Source organism: Pedobacter steynii (assembly GCF_900103665.1).
GTDB classification, from domain to species: domain Bacteria; phylum Bacteroidota; class Bacteroidia; order Sphingobacteriales; family Sphingobacteriaceae; genus Pedobacter; species Pedobacter steynii.
In genome coordinates, this window is sequence record NZ_FNGY01000013.1 from 178,933 (window position 1) to 195,052 (window position 16,120).

A 16,120-nucleotide genomic window follows, 5' to 3' on the forward strand; every position below is an offset into this window, starting at 1 on the left:
TCAGAGATGATTTTAAATAAAATACTCAAAAAAATAAGTGTCCTTCTGATGCTGTTGCTGCCCTTTGCTGCATCAGCACAGGAAACCAGCGGTACCCTGAACGGGACGGTCTACGATGCTGGCGGACAACCTTTGCCTGGTGCTTCGGTCATTGCGATTCATCAGCCGTCTGGTACCAAATATGCAACCTCAGCCGATGGTAAAGGACGATATTATTTACCCAACCTTCGCATTGGTGGCCCTTATTCCATAGAAGCCGCGATGATCAGTATGAAAGCGGATAAAAAAGAAGGCATTACCATTCGTCTTGGTGCTGCAATTTTGCTCAACTTTGCCCTGACAGACCAGACCCAACAATTGGGAGAAGTGGTCATCAAGGCGACTAAAAGAGGAGCGCAGGCCAGTACTTATGGGACAGGGAGAAACATTAGCGCTGAGCAGGTTCGCAATATGCCTACGGTTTCCAGGAGTATTACCGACATTACGCGTCAGGTGCCACAGGCGAGTAAGGACAATAGTTTTGGCGGTACAAACTTCCGTTACAACAACGTCACGATTGATGGTGCCATCAATAACGATGCAATTGGCTTTAGTCCTTCTTTAGGCGGGCAGTCGGGAACCTCAGGCATGGCCGGAAGCTCTACCCGTACCAACCCGGTTTCTCTTGACGCAATTGAAGACATGCAGGTCTACCTTGCTCCCTACGATGTGAAAATCGGAAACTTTACCGGGGGATCAGTCAATGCCGTAACCAGAAGCGGAACAAATACCCTTAGCGGATCTGCCTATGGTTTTGGCCGGAATGCGAATTTAACAGGCAAGGATAAAGTAGGAACGCTTGGTCAGATGAATAGCGATTTCTATGATTATCAGGCAGGTTTTCGTTTGGGTTTTCCCATCATCAAAAACAAACTGTTCTTCTTTACCAATGAAGAATTCACCCGTAGAAGAGATCCTTTGCAGCTGCTGGCAGGAAGGGCAGAAACGAGTCATATCTTAAGTGCGGATGATGCAAAGGCGATCAGTGCCGCTAATTTCTTAAATGCAGGGGCTGCGGGTGAATTTAATACCTATTCAAAATCACGTAAGTTCTTCAATCGCCTGGATTGGAACATCAACGATAAACACCAGCTGGCGATCAGGAACAATACCATCGTTTCTGAAGCCACACATATGGACCGTGATCAGCAGGATTTCAGGTTCAGCAGCATGGCCTTTTTACAGAAAAATAACCAAAGTTCTACGGTGGCCGAGTTAAAAAGCAGGTTCAGTAACAACCTCTCCGGAAATTTACTGGCAGGTTATACAATGGTAAATGATTCCAGGGATCCAATGAGTGACCCAAGTTTACCGCAGGTACAGATTGCCGGACGTACACCTGGTACCACTATTTATTTAGGAACAGACCGCGAGGCCAGCATCTTTGATATGAAACAAAGAACACTGGAACTAACCGCCAATCTGAACTGGAACCTGGGAAAACATACGTTAACTTTAGGTACCCATAATGAGTTTTATAACATTACCTATGGCTTTGTGAATGCCTGGAATGGAAGGGTAGACTATCTGAGTATTGATGATTACCTGAGCAACAATCCATACCGTGTACGTGGGGCTTATAATTATCAGAATAACAGCAGAAATGATATCCTCAATAACCCGGGTGCAAAATTTAATGTAAACCTGTATAGTCTTTATTTTCAGGATGAAATCCGTGTTTCCGATAAGCTGAAAGTGATCCCGGGACTTAGGACAGACATGGCGCATTTACCGGAAATGCCACACCTGAGCGATAAAACACGTACAGCTAAGGAAGATCCTTTCTTTGGAGGTACCTATACCTATACGCCCTTAAAAAGAATTACCAATAATTTTCTGAACAAAGTACAGGTTTCACCAAGAGTAGGGTTTCGGTACGACTGGATGGGCGATCAGAGCCTGATCCTTAGAGGTGGTGCAGGTCTGTTTACCGGACGTATTCCAATGGCCTGGCTGGCTTATGCTTTTTACAATACCGGAGACAGCTATGGTGGTTTCGATCAGAAAGCCGATCAGAAGCCTTTCGTTCCGGGTAGTAACCCTTTACAAGGTGGGCCAAATGGAATCGCAGATTTCATTCAGCAGAATGGCGCAGTTGTCAATAACCCAAATAGCGGAAAAACACAGATCGACCTTGTCGACAATGGATTTGTAATGCCTCAGGTACTCAGAACAAGCCTAGGTATAGATTTTACCACGCCTTCTGAATGGAAATTTGGTCTGGAAGCGATCTATACCAAAAACATTAAAGATGTGCTTTTCCAACAACTGAATGTGCAGGATAATCCTACGTATTATGGATATGATAAAGCGCGTCAGCAACCGGTTTATAGCGGAACAGTAGATCAGCGCTTTTCTAATACTTATCTGTTAAGTAATACCAGTAAAGGATATCGCTATAGCCTTACCAGTAGCATCAGCAAAAATATCGATGGGGTGTTGCAGGCTTCAGTTGCTTATACCTACGGGCAGTCTAAAGACCTGTCGAATGGTGTGCGTAACTCTATGGAATCGAACTGGCAATTGAATCAGGCGCTGGTGCCTAACAATCCGGTATTGGCTAATAGCAATTTCGACATCAGACACCGTATTGTAAGTACGATCAGTTACAATAAAATATGGAATAAAGCAGGAAAAACGAATGTCTCTTTATTCTTCAGTGCGCAATCTGGCAGTCCGTTTACCTATGGCATTGTAAACAACAGCATTCAGGGGTTGCCACAACAGGTGAGTCTGGCTTATATTCCCAATAGAGAAGAGAGTATCCGCTATTTTCAGGATAGAAATGCTAACGGACAGTTGATTACTGCTCAGCAGCAAGCTGATGCTTTCAATACTTACATAGATGGTGATGAGTATCTGAGCAGCAGAAGAGGGCAGATCACAGAAAGAAACAAAGGTAGAACACCATGGAACCTGCAGGCCGACCTGCACCTTTCTCATGATTTGTTTGTAACAAAAGATAGTAAACAATTCATCACCCTCACGGCGGATGTAATGAACCTGACCAACCTCATCAGCAAAAACTGGGGCATACAATATTTCTCACCCAATACCTTCAACTCTACTTCCAGTGTTGGATTAACGCAGGAATTATTTCCACCGCAACAAAATGCAGGCGGCTATCCTTTGTACCAGTTTAATGCGCCGGGTAAGCCCTATAGTGTGGATTATTACGGTTCAAGAAGTCAGGTGCAATTTGGTTTAAGATATACTTTTTAAGCAATGAAGATGAAGCTACATGTAAAGAATATAATGAAAAAAGGAGTGTTCGGTTTCGGCCTGGTCTTGCTGGTGCTGGGCGCCTGTAAAAAGGACAAAACCGAAATTGTCAAAGAACCGCTGAAAGTGACGGATTACTATCCGAACAGCGGAAATGAGGGCACATTGGTAACCGTTGAGGGAACTGGTTTTAGCAGCAATCCTTCAGCTGTTTCCGCTACATTTTCAGGTACTCCTGCGGATGTCGTGAGTGCAACTCCCAATGCAGTGGTATTAAGAGCGCCTCAAAAAGGAAGCACAGGAGAAATTGTGATGAAAGTAAACGGAGAAACGCTGAATATTGGCCGTTATACTTATCAGGAATTAAGTGTGCGGCGGATTAGCCCTGCAAATGGTGCTGCAGGTGCGCACATCCGGATTTCCGGAGCAGGCTTCAGTAGTTTGAAAGGCCCTGCAGAAGTACTGATTAATGGAAAAGCGAGTGTGGTGGTGAGTGCCTCGGATACCCTTTTAGTCGTAGAAGTTCCGGTAGCAGTAGGAACCGGACCGGTAAAAGTGAAGGTGGATGGGAAGGAAGCTGCGGGGCAGATCTTTAAATATCAGGCAATTGCAAGTATCAGTCCGCTAACCGGGGGTAAAGGTACCCAGGTGAGGGTTATAGGTGAAGGTTTTGAAGAACTGGCCGAGGGTAATTATGTAGATTTTAATGGGAAGCAGGCATTGGTGAAAGAAGCGAGCGGAACATCATTATTGGTGGTTGCCCCTGCGGAAGTAGGGACAGGGCCATTATCTATAACGATTAATAAACAGAAAGTAACCGGACCCGTATTTACAGTGGTTCCCCCACCTGTAATCGAGACCGTTTCTCCCCTGAGCGGTCCCGGTGGTTCGGTGATGACGATTGTCGGAACAACTTTCAGTTTGATTCCCGAAGAAAATAAGGTAAGCATTAACGGACATATTATTCCGGTAACTACTGCTTCGGCAACAAAGCTGACTTTGATGCTTCCCGGAAATACCGGAAACGGAAAAGTAATTGTAACTGTAAATGATCAGGTGGTACAGGGACCTGAATTTAAGGACCAGTCGCTGGGAATTAATAGCCTGAGTCCTGAAAATGGCCTTGCCGGAACTCATGTTACCATTACGGGTACAGGCTTTAATGCAAATGCGGCTCAGAATACCGTGACCTTTAATGGATTGCCTGCATCGGTGATTAGTGCAACAGAAACCACAATCGTAGTAAAGGCACCTATAGGTTTAAGCACGGGACTTATCAAAGTAGTGAATAATGGTGCGGAAGCCATCTCCCCGGTTGTCTTTAGCAGAGCTGGAGTGCTGACCATAGCAGGAGGGCCTGGAAACAAAGACCTCGATATCTCTTCTTTCCGGACAGGTAGTATGGCAATAGACCGTCAGGGAAATATTTTTGTATTGGAAGTTGAAAAGAGCAGGATCAAGAAAATCAATCCTCAGGGAGTGGTTACTTTATTTGCCGGAAGTCCTACCGGAGAGCGGGGAAACAAGAATGGAAGAGGAACTGAAGCCTTATTTAATTTCGGTGCAAATCCGGGAATGGATATCGATGCAAATGATAATCTCTTCATTAGTGATGGTAACCTGAGTGTAAGAAAAGTCAGTCCGCAGGGAGAGGTCAGCAATTTTGCCATAGGCTTTGGAAATATCAATAAACTGGCATTTGACGATCGTGGCATATTGTATGTTCTTGGATCTTTTAACGGAGCATGGAGAATCAATTCTGAAGGATTGAGAACTGCGATTAACGTCAATTCTATGGCTGATGGATGTCGCCCTGTAATCGTTGGCAATATGATCTATAAGTTAAACAATGAGAACTTTTATATTGATACCTATAATTTAACGACGACTCAGAATCTGATTTCGGTTATTGGTGGAAGTTATGGCCACGTAGATGGCGTTGGCAGAACAGTTGCTTTTGCGAGTATCAGTGGTATGGCTGCTGATAATGACGGAAACCTCCTCGTTGCGGATGGCGGTAACCTCGCTATCCGAAAGGTGAATTTGAAAACGAAGGAAGTAACAACACTTGCCAAATTCACAAAAGGAGGGACGGTAGATGGTAGCTTAACTGAGGCTAAAGTGGGTAATATTGGCGATGTGATCGTAGATAAAGCGGGGGATATCTATTTCATCGATACGAATAACAATGCAATAAGAAAGATCTTTCTTAAATAAGTAATGCTTTAAATTTTCCTTGTACCGGGTCTGGCGAAAGCCAGCCCGGTTTTTTTGTGAATGGTGTTAACCTTTGAAAATTGAATCCAGTTTGTTAAACATTTTGATCCAGCTCTGGTACGCGCCGGTTTGTTTTGCTATCGCTTCCCCGACAGTTTGATGTAAAGAAACGGATGTTTGATTTCCGACAGGTTTAAAAGTAACCGTGGTGAGGATTTCTTCCGGCCAGTCTTCCGGTTTTCCTGCCTCCACAGACCGGAGTGAATCACCTGCTTCATTTGTAAGCACCATGGAGAAAACTAATTTTTCAGGAACAACAACTTCCTGATAGGTTCCCATAATCCAGCAGTCTCCATGAATGGGGTCATGAATACAGGAGTGAAAACTGCCTCCTTCTTTTACAGTAATAGATTTAAATTCAATGGTACATCCATCCGGGGCGTACCAATGTTTCAATTGCTCAGGATCTGTCCATGCTTTGAATACCAATTCTGGAGAAGCATTGAAAAGATGGTTGATGAGCAGTTCTTTTTCTTTCTTATTTTGTTCCATGGTCTTTGGTTTTTATTTCATTTAAATAGTTATCTAGTTTTTCAAACTTGTTGATCCATTGTTTTTTCGATTGTTCCAGCCAGTCGGATACTTCATTTAGCTTTCCAAGCTGGGCTTCACAATAACGTTCCCTTCCTTTTTGAGTGATGACCACCAGGCCACATTCTGTAAGGATCTGGATGTGTTTGGAAATCGCCTGCCGACTGCTGTTGAAGGTCTCTGCTATGGTGTTCAGGTTCATCGCTTCCTGAGCAATTCTTTCGATAATTTGCCGGCGGGTTGGATCTGCTATGGCCTGGAATACATCTCTTCTTATTTTCATTATGCAACTATATGGTTGCAAATATAAGCGCAATCATTTGATTGCGCAATAGTGATTGAAAAATAATTTAAAATAAGGTTCTGGTCCTGGCTAACAGGATGAAAAATTAATGCTGATTTGTCTTAACATTCCTGTTGAAATGAGTCTCATATCCTGATGATATCATTAGGTGCTCAAATGGTTGTCAGAAGACCTTCAATAGGTCCTGTAGATCAATCAGGGATCAATCAACCTCCTATTGAAGGTGAATTGAGGGTCAATGGAACAGAAGCGCAATTGCAGTTTATCTAATCAGCATACGACAAAAGCTTCTTTTTGATTTTTTTTGCGCTTTTCTACAGGATTGATCAGGGTTGCCTGATGTCCTGAAGTGGCAAAAAAAACACATACAAATATATTTCTTTCAGGAGTGTCAGGTATTCCGTTATTGAGCAGCGGTAAATTATTTGTTATTAATTGTAAGTTTAGAATTGACCGCTTATATTTACGTTTGCATAGTAATTATTAATAAACTTTCAATATAGTTGAGGGTATGATGTAACGAATGCATTTAACAGACTAATGAATGTTCTTTATCAGGCAAGGATATTAATGAAAAGATGGTGTATAAAAACGAATACAAAAATTTACGATGTCCAGCAATTGGTGGATGGGGTAGATTTATTTAAGGTTGAAGTGAGCGGTTGCTTCTATGAAGTCTATAAATCCAGTTCAGGAGAATGGAGGTTGTTGTACCATTTGCCGAATTGCCGGGAATTACCTTTGGAGTCGCTGGGGAATATGATCGATAACGAAATGTTGTCGCTTCATAAGGGCGGAAGCCGGGAGCTTTAAGTGTGGTATTCGAATTCATTGCAAGCAAGTTGCAATACTGTTTCCTACCTTTGCAAAAAAAAGGATGAAAAGTACAGGGATATTTTTAGCGTTGGTTTTCATTGGTTTTTCCGTTTTCGCGCAGGAAGTGGCAGATTGTGAAAAGATCCTTGATCAGGAACCTTATTTTGTAAAGCATAAATCAGGAGAACAGGATTTGGCTTTAAAGCGGGATATCGAGATCTTAAAACGCTGTGGGAATTTTGATCCCGTAGATAGCGCTTTTCTGAAAGGACCGATGTTGGGTGTATTGATGTTACAGGAAGTGAGGGCTGGAAAACCAGCTACCTACCGGACTATTGTCAACTTCTTTCGTGATTTCAGGAAAACCGCAGAGTATAAGGACTTTTCCTATGGATTGTCTATGTATCGGAAACTCGGCGGGAAGAAAGTGAGCCTTAAAGATTGGGAGCAGGACAAAGAATTGTTTGTAAGAATGGGCTTTACTGTCAATGATCTGGAGGATTTTAAGACTTTTATCAGTCGGCCGGAACATTTGTCGCTCAGTTATCTGCAAGCTTTCTCTCAGTATATGAGTGAGATAGAAGCAATGCGCGTCGATAAATAAAGAAATGTAAAATTTCTTTTCTTCTTACTAAGAATACTATTAATATTGCGCTGTTATGGATGTGCAGGAATTTGTAGAAATTGATCAGCCGCATTTTAATAAAAATATGGCGAATTGGGTACGGGCAAATCGCCACATTATGCGTGCGATGTCGGATTATAGTCGGCTTATTGTCATGAATGGTCCCACCTTACGGGTTAATCTGAATTATTTTAACCCCCAATATCAGTATAAATTTATTGATCATAATTTTGAGCATTACTGCGAAAAATTTATAGACAGGCTCGATGAGCCCATTTCTATTTACCTGCGAACGAACGGATTTGCAGGTTATGAGGTGACTTTCATTTTCCTGTTAAACGGGAAAAGCTATGAGAAGTTCATTACCTATAAAGTGTAACAAAAATAAAAGCCGTACTTTTGTGAAAAATTAGAAGCAATTGGGAACTCTACTGGATTTAGGTATAAAAGGATATAATAATTACGGAACGCACTTGAAAGAGAAGTATAAGGGGCAGCGTGTATTCAAAGTAATCGTTGATGGTGGCTTCACTTGTCCTAACCGTGATGGCAGCAAAGGCTATGGCGGATGTACTTATTGTAACGTAGATTCATTTACACCTGAGCTTTCCCGGAAGTTACCCACCATTCGTGAACAATTGGAGCAAGGGATGGAGAGAGGAAAAGGTTTTTATAAAGCAGATAAATTTATCGTTTATTTTCAACCCAATACCAATACCTATGCGCCGGTACATTATTTAAAGATGATGTATGACGAAGCGCTTTCTATCAATACAGAAGATGTGGTAGGTTTTTCAGTAGGTACCCGTCCGGATTGTATTGATGCAGAAAAAGTGGCCTTGCTGGAAAGTTATACGGATCGTTTTGATGTCGATCTGGAGATGGGGATGGAATCCATCTACGACGATACGTTGAATCAGATCAACCGTGGCTGTAGTCATGGTGAATTTGTGGAGGCTGTAAAATTGCTGGACAACTCTAAACTGGATTTGTGTGTGCATACTATTTTTGGTTTTCCATGGGAAACCGAAGAGATGATGCTGGGCTATATCCATGAGATCAATAGATTTCCCAAGATTAAATTTGTAAAATTCCACCACCTTCACATTGTGGAAGGATCGATCATGGGTGTGAAATATAAAAAAGAACCTTTTAAATTGTTCTCTCTTGAAGAATACACCGATTTACTTTGCAAGTTAATTCCTTTGTTGAGGCCTGATATTGTGATTCAGCGTTTATTCGGGATTTCAGATTGGGACTTATTGATTGCGCCGAACTGGGGATTGAATAAATCCGCCATTCAGACCTATATCGATAAGGAAATTGAGAAAAGAGGTGTGGTTCAGGGATCTGCTTATGTTCCTGTTGCCGGATAATCGCCAAATAATTCTATTACTTTCTTTCTTCTGTAGTTAAATATATGTTGGAGCTTGTTTGCTACATATATATGATTGGCAATTTTTCCAAAAATTCCCATGGGCAGGCCGTAGGTTAAAATGTCGTTCATTTCCACGCCTCCTTCAATGGTTTTAAAATGGTGTTGGTGATGCCAGAACTGATATGGACCGAAGCGCTGCTCATCTATAAAATATTCCTGTGGTTTTACCTGGGTGATTTCGGTCATCCAGTTGAGCTTGATTCCCGCGATAGGTGATACCTTGTAGGTAATGATCATCCCTGGATACATCTTTTCCAGTTGTTTCGGGTCTGAGGTGACTTCAAAAGCCATGTCCCCGGGAGTAATCTTAGCCAGATTTAATGGTGATGAGAAGAAATCCCATGCTTCTGTTAAGGGAATAGGTAGCTGCTGACTAAAATTTAAATGATAAGGCTTCATGACGTTTATAAAGATACAGTATTTGCTGCTTTTTGATTTTATCTTCCCATTTTTTTGAATTTCAGGTGATTTTTGTCTCTTTTTTAGTTTTAAGCCCTGTTTATTTTTAATATTTCATTATGAATGTCTGTTTTGTCTTGTGTTTTGTGATTTTTTCATAAAATGCATGTGTTTTGTTTTGTGTTTTTCATTTATAATGTTGTTTTATTGGTATTAATATAATGATTTTGTGATTTTGTTGTGTTTTTATTTGATGAAAATAGATTTATTTGCTAATTTTATATAAATAATCAACGAGAATCAATTATAAACTAGTGAAATCTAATAATTATGGCCAAAATTTTATTAAAACAGGTGGGTCCTTTTGTAGTTTTATCAATAATTGCAATTTTAGCCCTATTTACACCCCTTCTTCCGAACTTTGATGAAGGGAAATACAATGCATCTGACATTGCATTTATCCTTGTCGCCACTGCATTTGTATTTTTGATGACTCCAGGGCTTGCTTTTTTCTACGGAGGCATGGTTCATCGCAAAAATGTGATCTCCACCATGATTAAAAGCGTGGTAGCTGCCGGAGTGATCAGCGTTTTATGGGTAACAGTGAGTTTTAGTCTTGCTTTCGGTGAAAGCATTCACGGACTTATTGGAAATCCATTAACTTTCTTGTTCTTTCATGGGGTAAACTCAGGTCCTGCATGGAGTCTGGCGCCAACCATTCCATTAACCTTATTTGCGTTATTTCAATTGATGTTTGCCATCATTACGCCGGGTTTGGTTGTTGGTGCTGTTGCGGAACGTATCCGTTTTACTTCCTATATCTTATTTATTGTGTTGTTTGCTTTGCTGGTGTATTCGCCGTTGGCGCACTGGACCTGGCATCCGGAGGGCATTCTGTTTAAAATGGGAGTGCTTGATTTTGCCGGAGGTACGGTTGTACACATTTCTGCTGGTATGGCTGCCTTAGCTGGTGCATTGGTGTTGAAAAGAAGAAGAAGTCATCAGGACCATCAGGAAATTCCTCCTGCCAACATTCCTTACGTATTAATCGGTACAGGTTTATTGTGGTTCGGATGGTTTGGGTTTAATGCAGGTTCTGCATTGGGGGCTAACAGTTTGGCGGTATCCGCTTTTGCAACGACTAATATTGCTGCTGGTGCTGCGGGTTTATCCTGGATGTTTTTTGATGTTGCCCGTGGTAAGAAACCTTCAGTACTTGGTTTTTGTATCGGTGCAGTAGTAGGTCTTGTAGCAATAACGCCAGGTGCTGGTTTCGTGAGCATTCCTTCCAGTATATTCATTGGAGCGGCTGCAGCAGTGATTTCTAATCTTGCGGTAGTTTGGAAATCTAAAACCAGTTTAGATGATACTTTAGATGTGTTCCCTTGTCATGGTGTAGGCGGTATTGTAGGGATGTTGCTTACCGGAGTATTTGCAACTAAAACAGTGAATGCTGCAGGTGTGGATGGTCTGTTCTATGGCAATCCGGCATTCTTCTTTACGCAGCTAAAAGGGGTATTGATCGTAGTTGCTTTCAGCTTCGTGGTTTCGTTTCTAATCTTCAAGTTTATCAATGTGATCCAGCCGATTCGTGTAACTTCTGAAGAAGAAGAGGAAGGTCTTGATGCCAGTCAGCATAATGAAAAATATTTCCAGGGTACTTTGATCGTTGCTGCTACCGGAATGGAAATAGAGCACGAGCCGACCACTTAAAATGCTGAGAATACCTATGATCACATTTATTTGAATCCAGTCACAACCTAAACCAACCAAACTAACAAGATTATGAAATTAAAATCAATATTTACCGCTGCCTCCTTATCTGTTGCCTCTTTCTCTTATGCTCAGGAAGCCGCTCCTTTGCAGATCTCCGGTTCTGTAGATACATATTATAAATATGACTTTGCCAAAGTGCCTAATATCGGAACCAGTTTTGCGAACGACCAGAATTCCATCTCCCTTGGGATGATTGATCTGGCTTTAAAGAAAACAACTGGTAAGGCTTCATTTGTGGGAGAACTGTCTTTTGGACCACGGGGACAATATGGATCATTATTAAATGGAGACGGTACCGACGGTAATTCTTTTCATATTCAAAATCTGTATGCTTCCTATGCTTTTACAGATAAGTTTACCATGACTGCAGGATATATGGGGACTTTTATCGGTTACGAAGTGATTGCCCCAACAGGAAATTTCAATTATTCTACTTCTTATCTGTTTACAAACGGGCCTTTTCAGAATGCCGGGATTAAAGGTGCTTATGCCTTTTCCAATAAGGTGAGCCTGATGGTAGGTTTGTTTAATGATTGGAATGTGTACAAAGATTTGAATGGTGTGTCCCATATCGGTGCGCAGCTTACGGTAAGCCCTGTAGAAGGCTGGACTGCTTATCTGAATGTATTGTCCGGAAAATCTGCCGGAGCGGTTGGGACTGGAACGGTACTCGACCTGACAACTTCCTATCAGGTAACCGAAAAGGTGAAACTGGGCTTAAATGCTGCGGATTACTCCGTTACTAATGATGGTGGCGGTTATAGTGGAGCGGCGCTTTATGTTCAGAACGCCTTTACTTCTGCTTTCTCATTGGGACTGAGAGGTGAGTATTTTAATTGGAAAGGTGTGGCAGAAGAATCTGATGAACATGTAGCTGCGGTAACCCTTTCCGGAAATGTGAAAGCCGGTGGCCTGACTTTCATTCCGGAGGTGAGGTTTGACAATGGTTCTTCCTCGGATATGTTTAAGAAAAAGAACCTTAACCCTTCAAAAAATGCATCTCAGTTTGCATTGGCTGTTGTATATGCTTTTTAGTCTCTGTTAATTCATAAAGAAGGAGCTGTCTGAAGGTGTATTTTGATACCCCGTCAGGCAGCTTTCCTTCATTAAAGATGTTGTTATGAAAAGAGGATTGTTTGTCGCTTTATTGTTGTGTGCTGTTGCCGGATTTGCACAGGATGCGGAATTGCCTTTTGATGAAAGAGGAAAGTTTATTTATTATGAAGTGGTAGCACAGAAAGATGTTCCTGCTGCAATGCTGATGGAGCGTGCTACAAAATTTTTCAGTAGCTCAAAGGAATTGAAGTTGAAAACAGTTCCTCAGGATACGCTTTGGATGGCCAGAGGGAAGGTGGTGATCAATAAAACAGCCTTTGTGCTTAGTCGCCCTTCAGGAGAAGTAGGCTACCATTTGTATCTGGATTTTAAAGAGGGTAAGTATCGCTTTTGGCTGACTGATTTTAGCTTTATTTCGTATCAAAGAGATCGTTATGGTAATTTTGTCCCGGAAACAACCGTGGGGATTCCCCTGGAAAATAAGCCGGGGAAATTAAATGCCGGGGAATGGACTGCCTATTCAAAAGCGACAGCCAGGGAGGCAAGGCTTTTTGCAGCACGTTTTAAGAAAGGGATGTCGGAGCAGGCAATAAATCCCCCTACAGCTAAAGCTGTTCCTTCTGTCGATACAAAAAATCAAAAATGGTAGTTAATGTACCATTTTATCTGCGCAGGTAGAACTGGCAAAAGCTTCAGGTTTTGCTTTAAAGATAAAGCCCATGCTTAAGATATAACCCATTGCCTCGTTTAAAGCTTTGTTAGATTTAAACATCGGATTGGTGTTAATGTCGGCATGTACTTCCAGGTCTACATCGTACAGATCCAGCAAATCGCAAACAGAATAGGCGGTCTCAATGGATTTCTGTACTTCTACCAGCATTCTTTCCTTAATGCTCATCTTCTGAAGGGTTTTTTCCTGATGAATGTACATGAAGCCGCCGTGGTGCTCTCTTAATAAAACGATAACGGTGGCAAAATCAGTTACAGGACCTTTTACCTGTGAGTCTGTACCGATACAGACCTTGAGGTGGAACCCTTTTTCAGTTTCCCTGATGATGGCTTGTTCTACTTCTTCTAAAATTGACGAGTGGATCACCTCGCCGCTAAATTTCTTCCAGTTCATACGTTATTGGTGTTATGGTGAACAACCCGTATTCAGGTTTCCTAAAAATAAGTTGATTAAATTAAAAAGCGGTTAATTATTTATTGTTTAATTGCTAACAAATCCTTAATTTTCAACAGATTGCGTGTCTGTAGTCCTGAGTTTACACAAAAAGACCTTTTTTGAGTGCTAAACCTTTTTCTGATTTTGTTTGTTATACTAATTCTTTTCGGATTTCCGTTCAATAATATAAGGATCAGTTTGTTAACCTAAATATAAGCATTATGAAGAGCGAATTATTAAACGAGTTTTATTTATTGCAACAAAGCAGGGCTCCTTACGATTACCGGGAGGTGCTGGATGAGCAGGTTTATATGCCTATAAAGAAGGTGAACCATAAAATGAGCAGCTGGATTTCTAAGCGTGGAAGCATGCTGATGAGCCTGGATGTGAAATTAAATAGCTCGATGAAACACTTGAGGAAGAAGTATTTGAAATTTTAAGCCTTATCTTTGTGCCATTATGGTAGAAAAGATACTGGAGAAATTAAAAATTACTTCTTTGAACGAGATGCAGCAGGCATCGCTTGTAGCGACCGGAAAGGGGAGTGATGTCGTATTATTGGCACCTACAGGATCCGGAAAAACTTTAGGTTTTTTATTTCCGCTGTTGAAGAACCTCAATGCAGATGTTAAGGGTGTTCAGGCCCTGATCCTTGTTCCTTCGCGTGAGCTTGCCTTGCAGATTGAACAGGTATTCAAACAGATGGGAACTGGTTTTAAGGTGAACTGCTGTTATGGAGGCCACCCTGTGAGAACAGAACGAAATAACTTTGAGCAACCGCCGGCCGTGCTGATCGGTACACCCGGAAGAATAGCTTATCATTTGCGTCATGAGAATTTTGATGAATCACCAATCCATACTTTAGTACTGGATGAGTTTGATAAAGCACTGGAATTTGGTTTCCAGGAAGATATGTCCTATATCATTTCTAAATTACTTTCTTTAAAACAGAGAATCCTGACTTCGGCTACAGCTATGGAAGAGATTCCTGCATTTACCGGGGTAAAAAAAGCAGTGGAGATCGACTTTTTGAAGGATGTGAAGGTCGCACCGGATCTGAAACTTAAAAAAGTATTCACCACAGCGGAAGATAAACTGGATACCCTGTTTCAATTGATCTGTAAGATTGGCAATAAAACAACCCTGATTTTCTGTAATCACCGGGAAACGGTAGACAGAATCAGTGACCTGTTGATCGATAAAGACCTGGCACACGATATTTTTCATGGTGGTATGGAGCAGGACGAACGGGAACGTGCATTGCTGAAGTTCAGGAATGGGAGTATCAGGATACTGATTACTACGGATCTTGCTTCACGTGGTTTGGATATCCCTGAAGTGGAATACATCATTCATTACCAATTACCTTATACTGAGGATGCTTTTCTGCACCGTAACGGACGTACTGCCCGTATGAATGCAAAAGGAACTGCTTATCTGGTCATTGCTGATGAAGAGAAATATCCTTTCCTTAAAGGAGATATTGAAATAGAAAATCTAAAGGGAAATTTCGCTTTACCTAAGGATAGCCAATGGCAGACTTTGTACATTGCAGCAGGTAAAAAGGATAAAGTCAATAAGATTGATATCGTCGGTTTGTTGTTGAAAAAGGGAGGCTTGCAAAAAGAAGATGTAGGTTTGATTGAGGTGAAAGACCAGGCTTCTTATGTCGCAATAAAGCGGAACATGGTAGGTCGCGTGCTTGGTGCTTTAAGCAATGAAAAGATCAAAAATAAAAAGGTTAAAATTGAAATCGCGATGTAAATCGCTGAAATTAAATACTGATCTGAATTTAATACATAAAGTTCAAAAAAATGAGCAATAACGATATTTTTAAGAAATTGCGCGTAGCGCTGGAATTGACTAATGATGACATTATAAAAATTATGGAACTGGTGAACTTTAAGATCACTAAAAGTGAGCTTGGTTCCTTTTTCAGGAGCGATGACCATCCGAATTTTAAACCTTGCGGCGACCAGATCCTGAGAAATTTTTTAAACGGATTGGTGATCTATAAAAGAGGGCCAAGGGAACCTAAGCCTGCCGCTGAACCGGGAGTATAAGACTTTTTTATTTCCTAAAAACAGGCAAGAAAATAATTTATTTTCTTGCCTGTTTTTTTATGGTGAAAATTTAAAATACGGCATATCGATGTTAAATTGACCTATGTGGCTATAATTTGCTGATAATTAACTTAATGTATTTACGATAAAAAATTATTGAAAACTTTTTCTAATTTGATTACGTAAGTAATAATGGGAAATAAAATGCCCATAAATTTGTATATTGACAATACGATGAGGATACTTTTGCCTTAAACTGGCGGGTGGGTGTTCCGAAAAGGTGGAACGTGGATTGTAAAGGCAATGAAGGAGTTATCGCGGATAACGCTGAATACCTTTATTTATTATATACCATATCTACCTAATATGAGTACATCTATTCCTCTCTCAGCACATTCTGCTGCCAGAA

Annotated in this window: 16 protein-coding genes; 12 read left to right on the forward strand and 4 right to left on the reverse strand. The window is 41.2% G+C overall.

All coding sequences use genetic code 11. The features are described 5' to 3' along the window. Positions 1 to 6 precede the first annotated feature (6 nt). Both BLQ87_RS28795 and BLQ87_RS28800 read left to right on the forward strand, forming a co-directional pair. Positions 7 to 3,261: a TonB-dependent receptor gene (locus BLQ87_RS28795; RefSeq protein ID WP_074612353.1), complete on the forward strand. Its 3,255-nt coding sequence runs from the start codon at positions 7 to 9 to the stop codon at positions 3,259 to 3,261. Between the two features lie 3 nt (positions 3,262 to 3,264). Continuing rightward, positions 3,265 to 5,478, forward strand: coding sequence for an IPT/TIG domain-containing protein (locus BLQ87_RS28800; RefSeq protein WP_083362107.1), 2,214 nt, complete (start codon positions 3,265 to 3,267; stop codon positions 5,476 to 5,478). 66 nt (positions 5,479 to 5,544) lie between these two features. On the opposite strand, the gene BLQ87_RS28805 is transcribed toward BLQ87_RS28800, so the two are convergent. Both BLQ87_RS28805 and BLQ87_RS28810 read right to left on the reverse strand, forming a co-directional pair. After that, positions 5,545 to 6,030, reverse strand: coding sequence for an SRPBCC family protein (locus BLQ87_RS28805; protein WP_074612355.1), 486 nt, complete (start codon positions 6,028 to 6,030; stop codon positions 5,545 to 5,547). After that, positions 6,017 to 6,352 carry an ArsR/SmtB family transcription factor gene (locus BLQ87_RS28810; protein ID WP_074612356.1) on the reverse strand — a complete coding sequence of 112 codons (336 nt, stop codon included), beginning with the start codon at positions 6,350 to 6,352 and terminating at the stop codon, positions 6,017 to 6,019. The genes BLQ87_RS28805 and BLQ87_RS28810 overlap by 14 nt, the downstream gene beginning before the upstream one ends. 591 nt (positions 6,353 to 6,943) lie before the next feature. On the opposite strand from BLQ87_RS28810, the gene BLQ87_RS28815 reads away from it, so the two are divergent. From BLQ87_RS28815 to BLQ87_RS28830, 4 genes are all read left to right on the forward strand, one after another. Beyond that, the gene (locus tag BLQ87_RS28815; protein ID WP_143010570.1) at positions 6,944 to 7,186 is read left to right on the forward strand and encodes a hypothetical protein; all 243 of its coding nucleotides are present in this window, start codon (positions 6,944 to 6,946) and stop codon (positions 7,184 to 7,186) included. A 64-nt stretch (positions 7,187 to 7,250) separates the two neighbouring features. Further along, positions 7,251 to 7,793, forward strand: coding sequence for a hypothetical protein (locus BLQ87_RS28820; RefSeq protein WP_074612358.1), 543 nt, complete (start codon positions 7,251 to 7,253; stop codon positions 7,791 to 7,793). A gap of 55 nt (positions 7,794 to 7,848) precedes the next feature. Further along, positions 7,849 to 8,193, forward strand: a complete 345-nt coding sequence (locus BLQ87_RS28825; RefSeq protein ID WP_074612359.1) for a hypothetical protein — start codon at positions 7,849 to 7,851, stop codon at positions 8,191 to 8,193. Positions 8,194 to 8,233: 40 nt separating this feature from the next. Continuing rightward, positions 8,234 to 9,190, forward strand: a complete 957-nt coding sequence (locus tag BLQ87_RS28830; RefSeq protein WP_074612360.1) for a tRNA modification radical SAM protein MnmL/YtqA — start codon at positions 8,234 to 8,236, stop codon at positions 9,188 to 9,190. Here the strand turns inward: BLQ87_RS28830 and BLQ87_RS28835 are convergent. Next, the gene (locus BLQ87_RS28835; RefSeq protein ID WP_074612361.1) at positions 9,169 to 9,651 is read right to left on the reverse strand and encodes an SRPBCC family protein; all 483 of its coding nucleotides are present in this window, start codon (positions 9,649 to 9,651) and stop codon (positions 9,169 to 9,171) included. The two genes, BLQ87_RS28830 and BLQ87_RS28835, sit on opposite strands and share 22 nt — an antisense overlap. A gap of 330 nt (positions 9,652 to 9,981) precedes the next feature. Between BLQ87_RS28835 and BLQ87_RS28840 the strand changes: the two genes are divergently transcribed. From BLQ87_RS28840 to BLQ87_RS28850, 3 genes are all read left to right on the forward strand, one after another. Beyond that, a complete protein-coding gene (locus BLQ87_RS28840) occupies positions 9,982 to 11,364 on the forward strand; it encodes an ammonium transporter (protein WP_074612362.1) in 1,383 nt (460 codons plus the stop codon). 72 nt (positions 11,365 to 11,436) lie between these two features. Further along, positions 11,437 to 12,462, forward strand: coding sequence for an outer membrane beta-barrel protein (locus BLQ87_RS28845; protein WP_074612363.1), 1,026 nt, complete (start codon positions 11,437 to 11,439; stop codon positions 12,460 to 12,462). Between the two features lie 85 nt (positions 12,463 to 12,547). Beyond that, positions 12,548 to 13,132 (forward strand): DUF4468 domain-containing protein, encoded by a 585-nt coding sequence (locus BLQ87_RS28850; RefSeq protein WP_074612364.1) that lies wholly within the window; start codon positions 12,548 to 12,550, stop codon positions 13,130 to 13,132. On the opposite strand, the gene BLQ87_RS28855 is transcribed toward BLQ87_RS28850, so the two are convergent. Continuing rightward, positions 13,133 to 13,606, reverse strand: a complete 474-nt coding sequence (locus BLQ87_RS28855; RefSeq protein WP_074612365.1) for a ribonuclease H-like YkuK family protein — start codon at positions 13,604 to 13,606, stop codon at positions 13,133 to 13,135. Between the two features lie 263 nt (positions 13,607 to 13,869). Here BLQ87_RS28855 and BLQ87_RS28860 point away from each other — a divergent pair, with 263 nt between their 5' ends. Genes BLQ87_RS28860 through BLQ87_RS28870 form a run of 3 tightly spaced genes read left to right on the forward strand, consistent with a single transcriptional unit; the run spans position 13,870 to position 15,711 of the window. Next, positions 13,870 to 14,088 carry a hypothetical protein gene (locus BLQ87_RS28860; RefSeq protein WP_074612366.1) on the forward strand — a complete coding sequence of 73 codons (219 nt, stop codon included), beginning with the start codon at positions 13,870 to 13,872 and terminating at the stop codon, positions 14,086 to 14,088. Positions 14,089 to 14,104: 16 nt separating this feature from the next. Then, complete coding sequence (locus BLQ87_RS28865; RefSeq protein WP_074612367.1) at positions 14,105 to 15,412, forward strand: DEAD/DEAH box helicase; 1,308 nt, start codon at positions 14,105 to 14,107, stop codon at positions 15,410 to 15,412. A 50-nt stretch (positions 15,413 to 15,462) separates the two neighbouring features. Continuing rightward, on the forward strand, positions 15,463 to 15,711 hold the full coding sequence (locus BLQ87_RS28870; protein ID WP_074612368.1) for a DUF1456 family protein: 249 nt from the start codon (positions 15,463 to 15,465) through the stop codon (positions 15,709 to 15,711). The last annotated feature ends 409 nt before the right edge of the window (positions 15,712 to 16,120 follow it).

Excerpts from the sequence above, each read along its gene's own strand:
- BLQ87_RS28795 (WP_074612353.1), top strand. The coding sequence starts at position 7 with ATGATTTTAAATAAAATACTCAAAAAAATAAGTGTCCTTCTGATGCTG.
- BLQ87_RS28800 (WP_083362107.1), top strand. The coding sequence starts at position 3,265 with ATGAAGATGAAGCTACATGTAAAGAATATAATGAAAAAAGGAGTGTTC.
- BLQ87_RS28805 (WP_074612355.1), bottom strand. The coding sequence starts at position 6,030 with ATGGAACAAAATAAGAAAGAAAAAGAACTGCTCATCAACCATCTTTTC.
- BLQ87_RS28810 (WP_074612356.1), bottom strand. The coding sequence starts at position 6,352 with ATGAAAATAAGAAGAGATGTATTCCAGGCCATAGCAGATCCAACCCGC.
- BLQ87_RS28815 (WP_143010570.1), top strand. The coding sequence starts at position 6,944 with ATGAAAAGATGGTGTATAAAAACGAATACAAAAATTTACGATGTCCAG.
- BLQ87_RS28820 (WP_074612358.1), top strand. The coding sequence starts at position 7,251 with ATGAAAAGTACAGGGATATTTTTAGCGTTGGTTTTCATTGGTTTTTCC.
- BLQ87_RS28825 (WP_074612359.1), top strand. The coding sequence starts at position 7,849 with ATGGATGTGCAGGAATTTGTAGAAATTGATCAGCCGCATTTTAATAAA.
- BLQ87_RS28835 (WP_074612361.1), bottom strand. The coding sequence starts at position 9,651 with ATGAAGCCTTATCATTTAAATTTTAGTCAGCAGCTACCTATTCCCTTA.
- BLQ87_RS28840 (WP_074612362.1), top strand. The coding sequence starts at position 9,982 with ATGGCCAAAATTTTATTAAAACAGGTGGGTCCTTTTGTAGTTTTATCA.
- BLQ87_RS28845 (WP_074612363.1), top strand. The coding sequence starts at position 11,437 with ATGAAATTAAAATCAATATTTACCGCTGCCTCCTTATCTGTTGCCTCT.
- BLQ87_RS28850 (WP_074612364.1), top strand. The coding sequence starts at position 12,548 with ATGAAAAGAGGATTGTTTGTCGCTTTATTGTTGTGTGCTGTTGCCGGA.
- BLQ87_RS28855 (WP_074612365.1), bottom strand. The coding sequence starts at position 13,606 with ATGAACTGGAAGAAATTTAGCGGCGAGGTGATCCACTCGTCAATTTTA.
- BLQ87_RS28860 (WP_074612366.1), top strand. The coding sequence starts at position 13,870 with ATGAAGAGCGAATTATTAAACGAGTTTTATTTATTGCAACAAAGCAGG.
- BLQ87_RS28870 (WP_074612368.1), top strand. The coding sequence starts at position 15,463 with ATGAGCAATAACGATATTTTTAAGAAATTGCGCGTAGCGCTGGAATTG.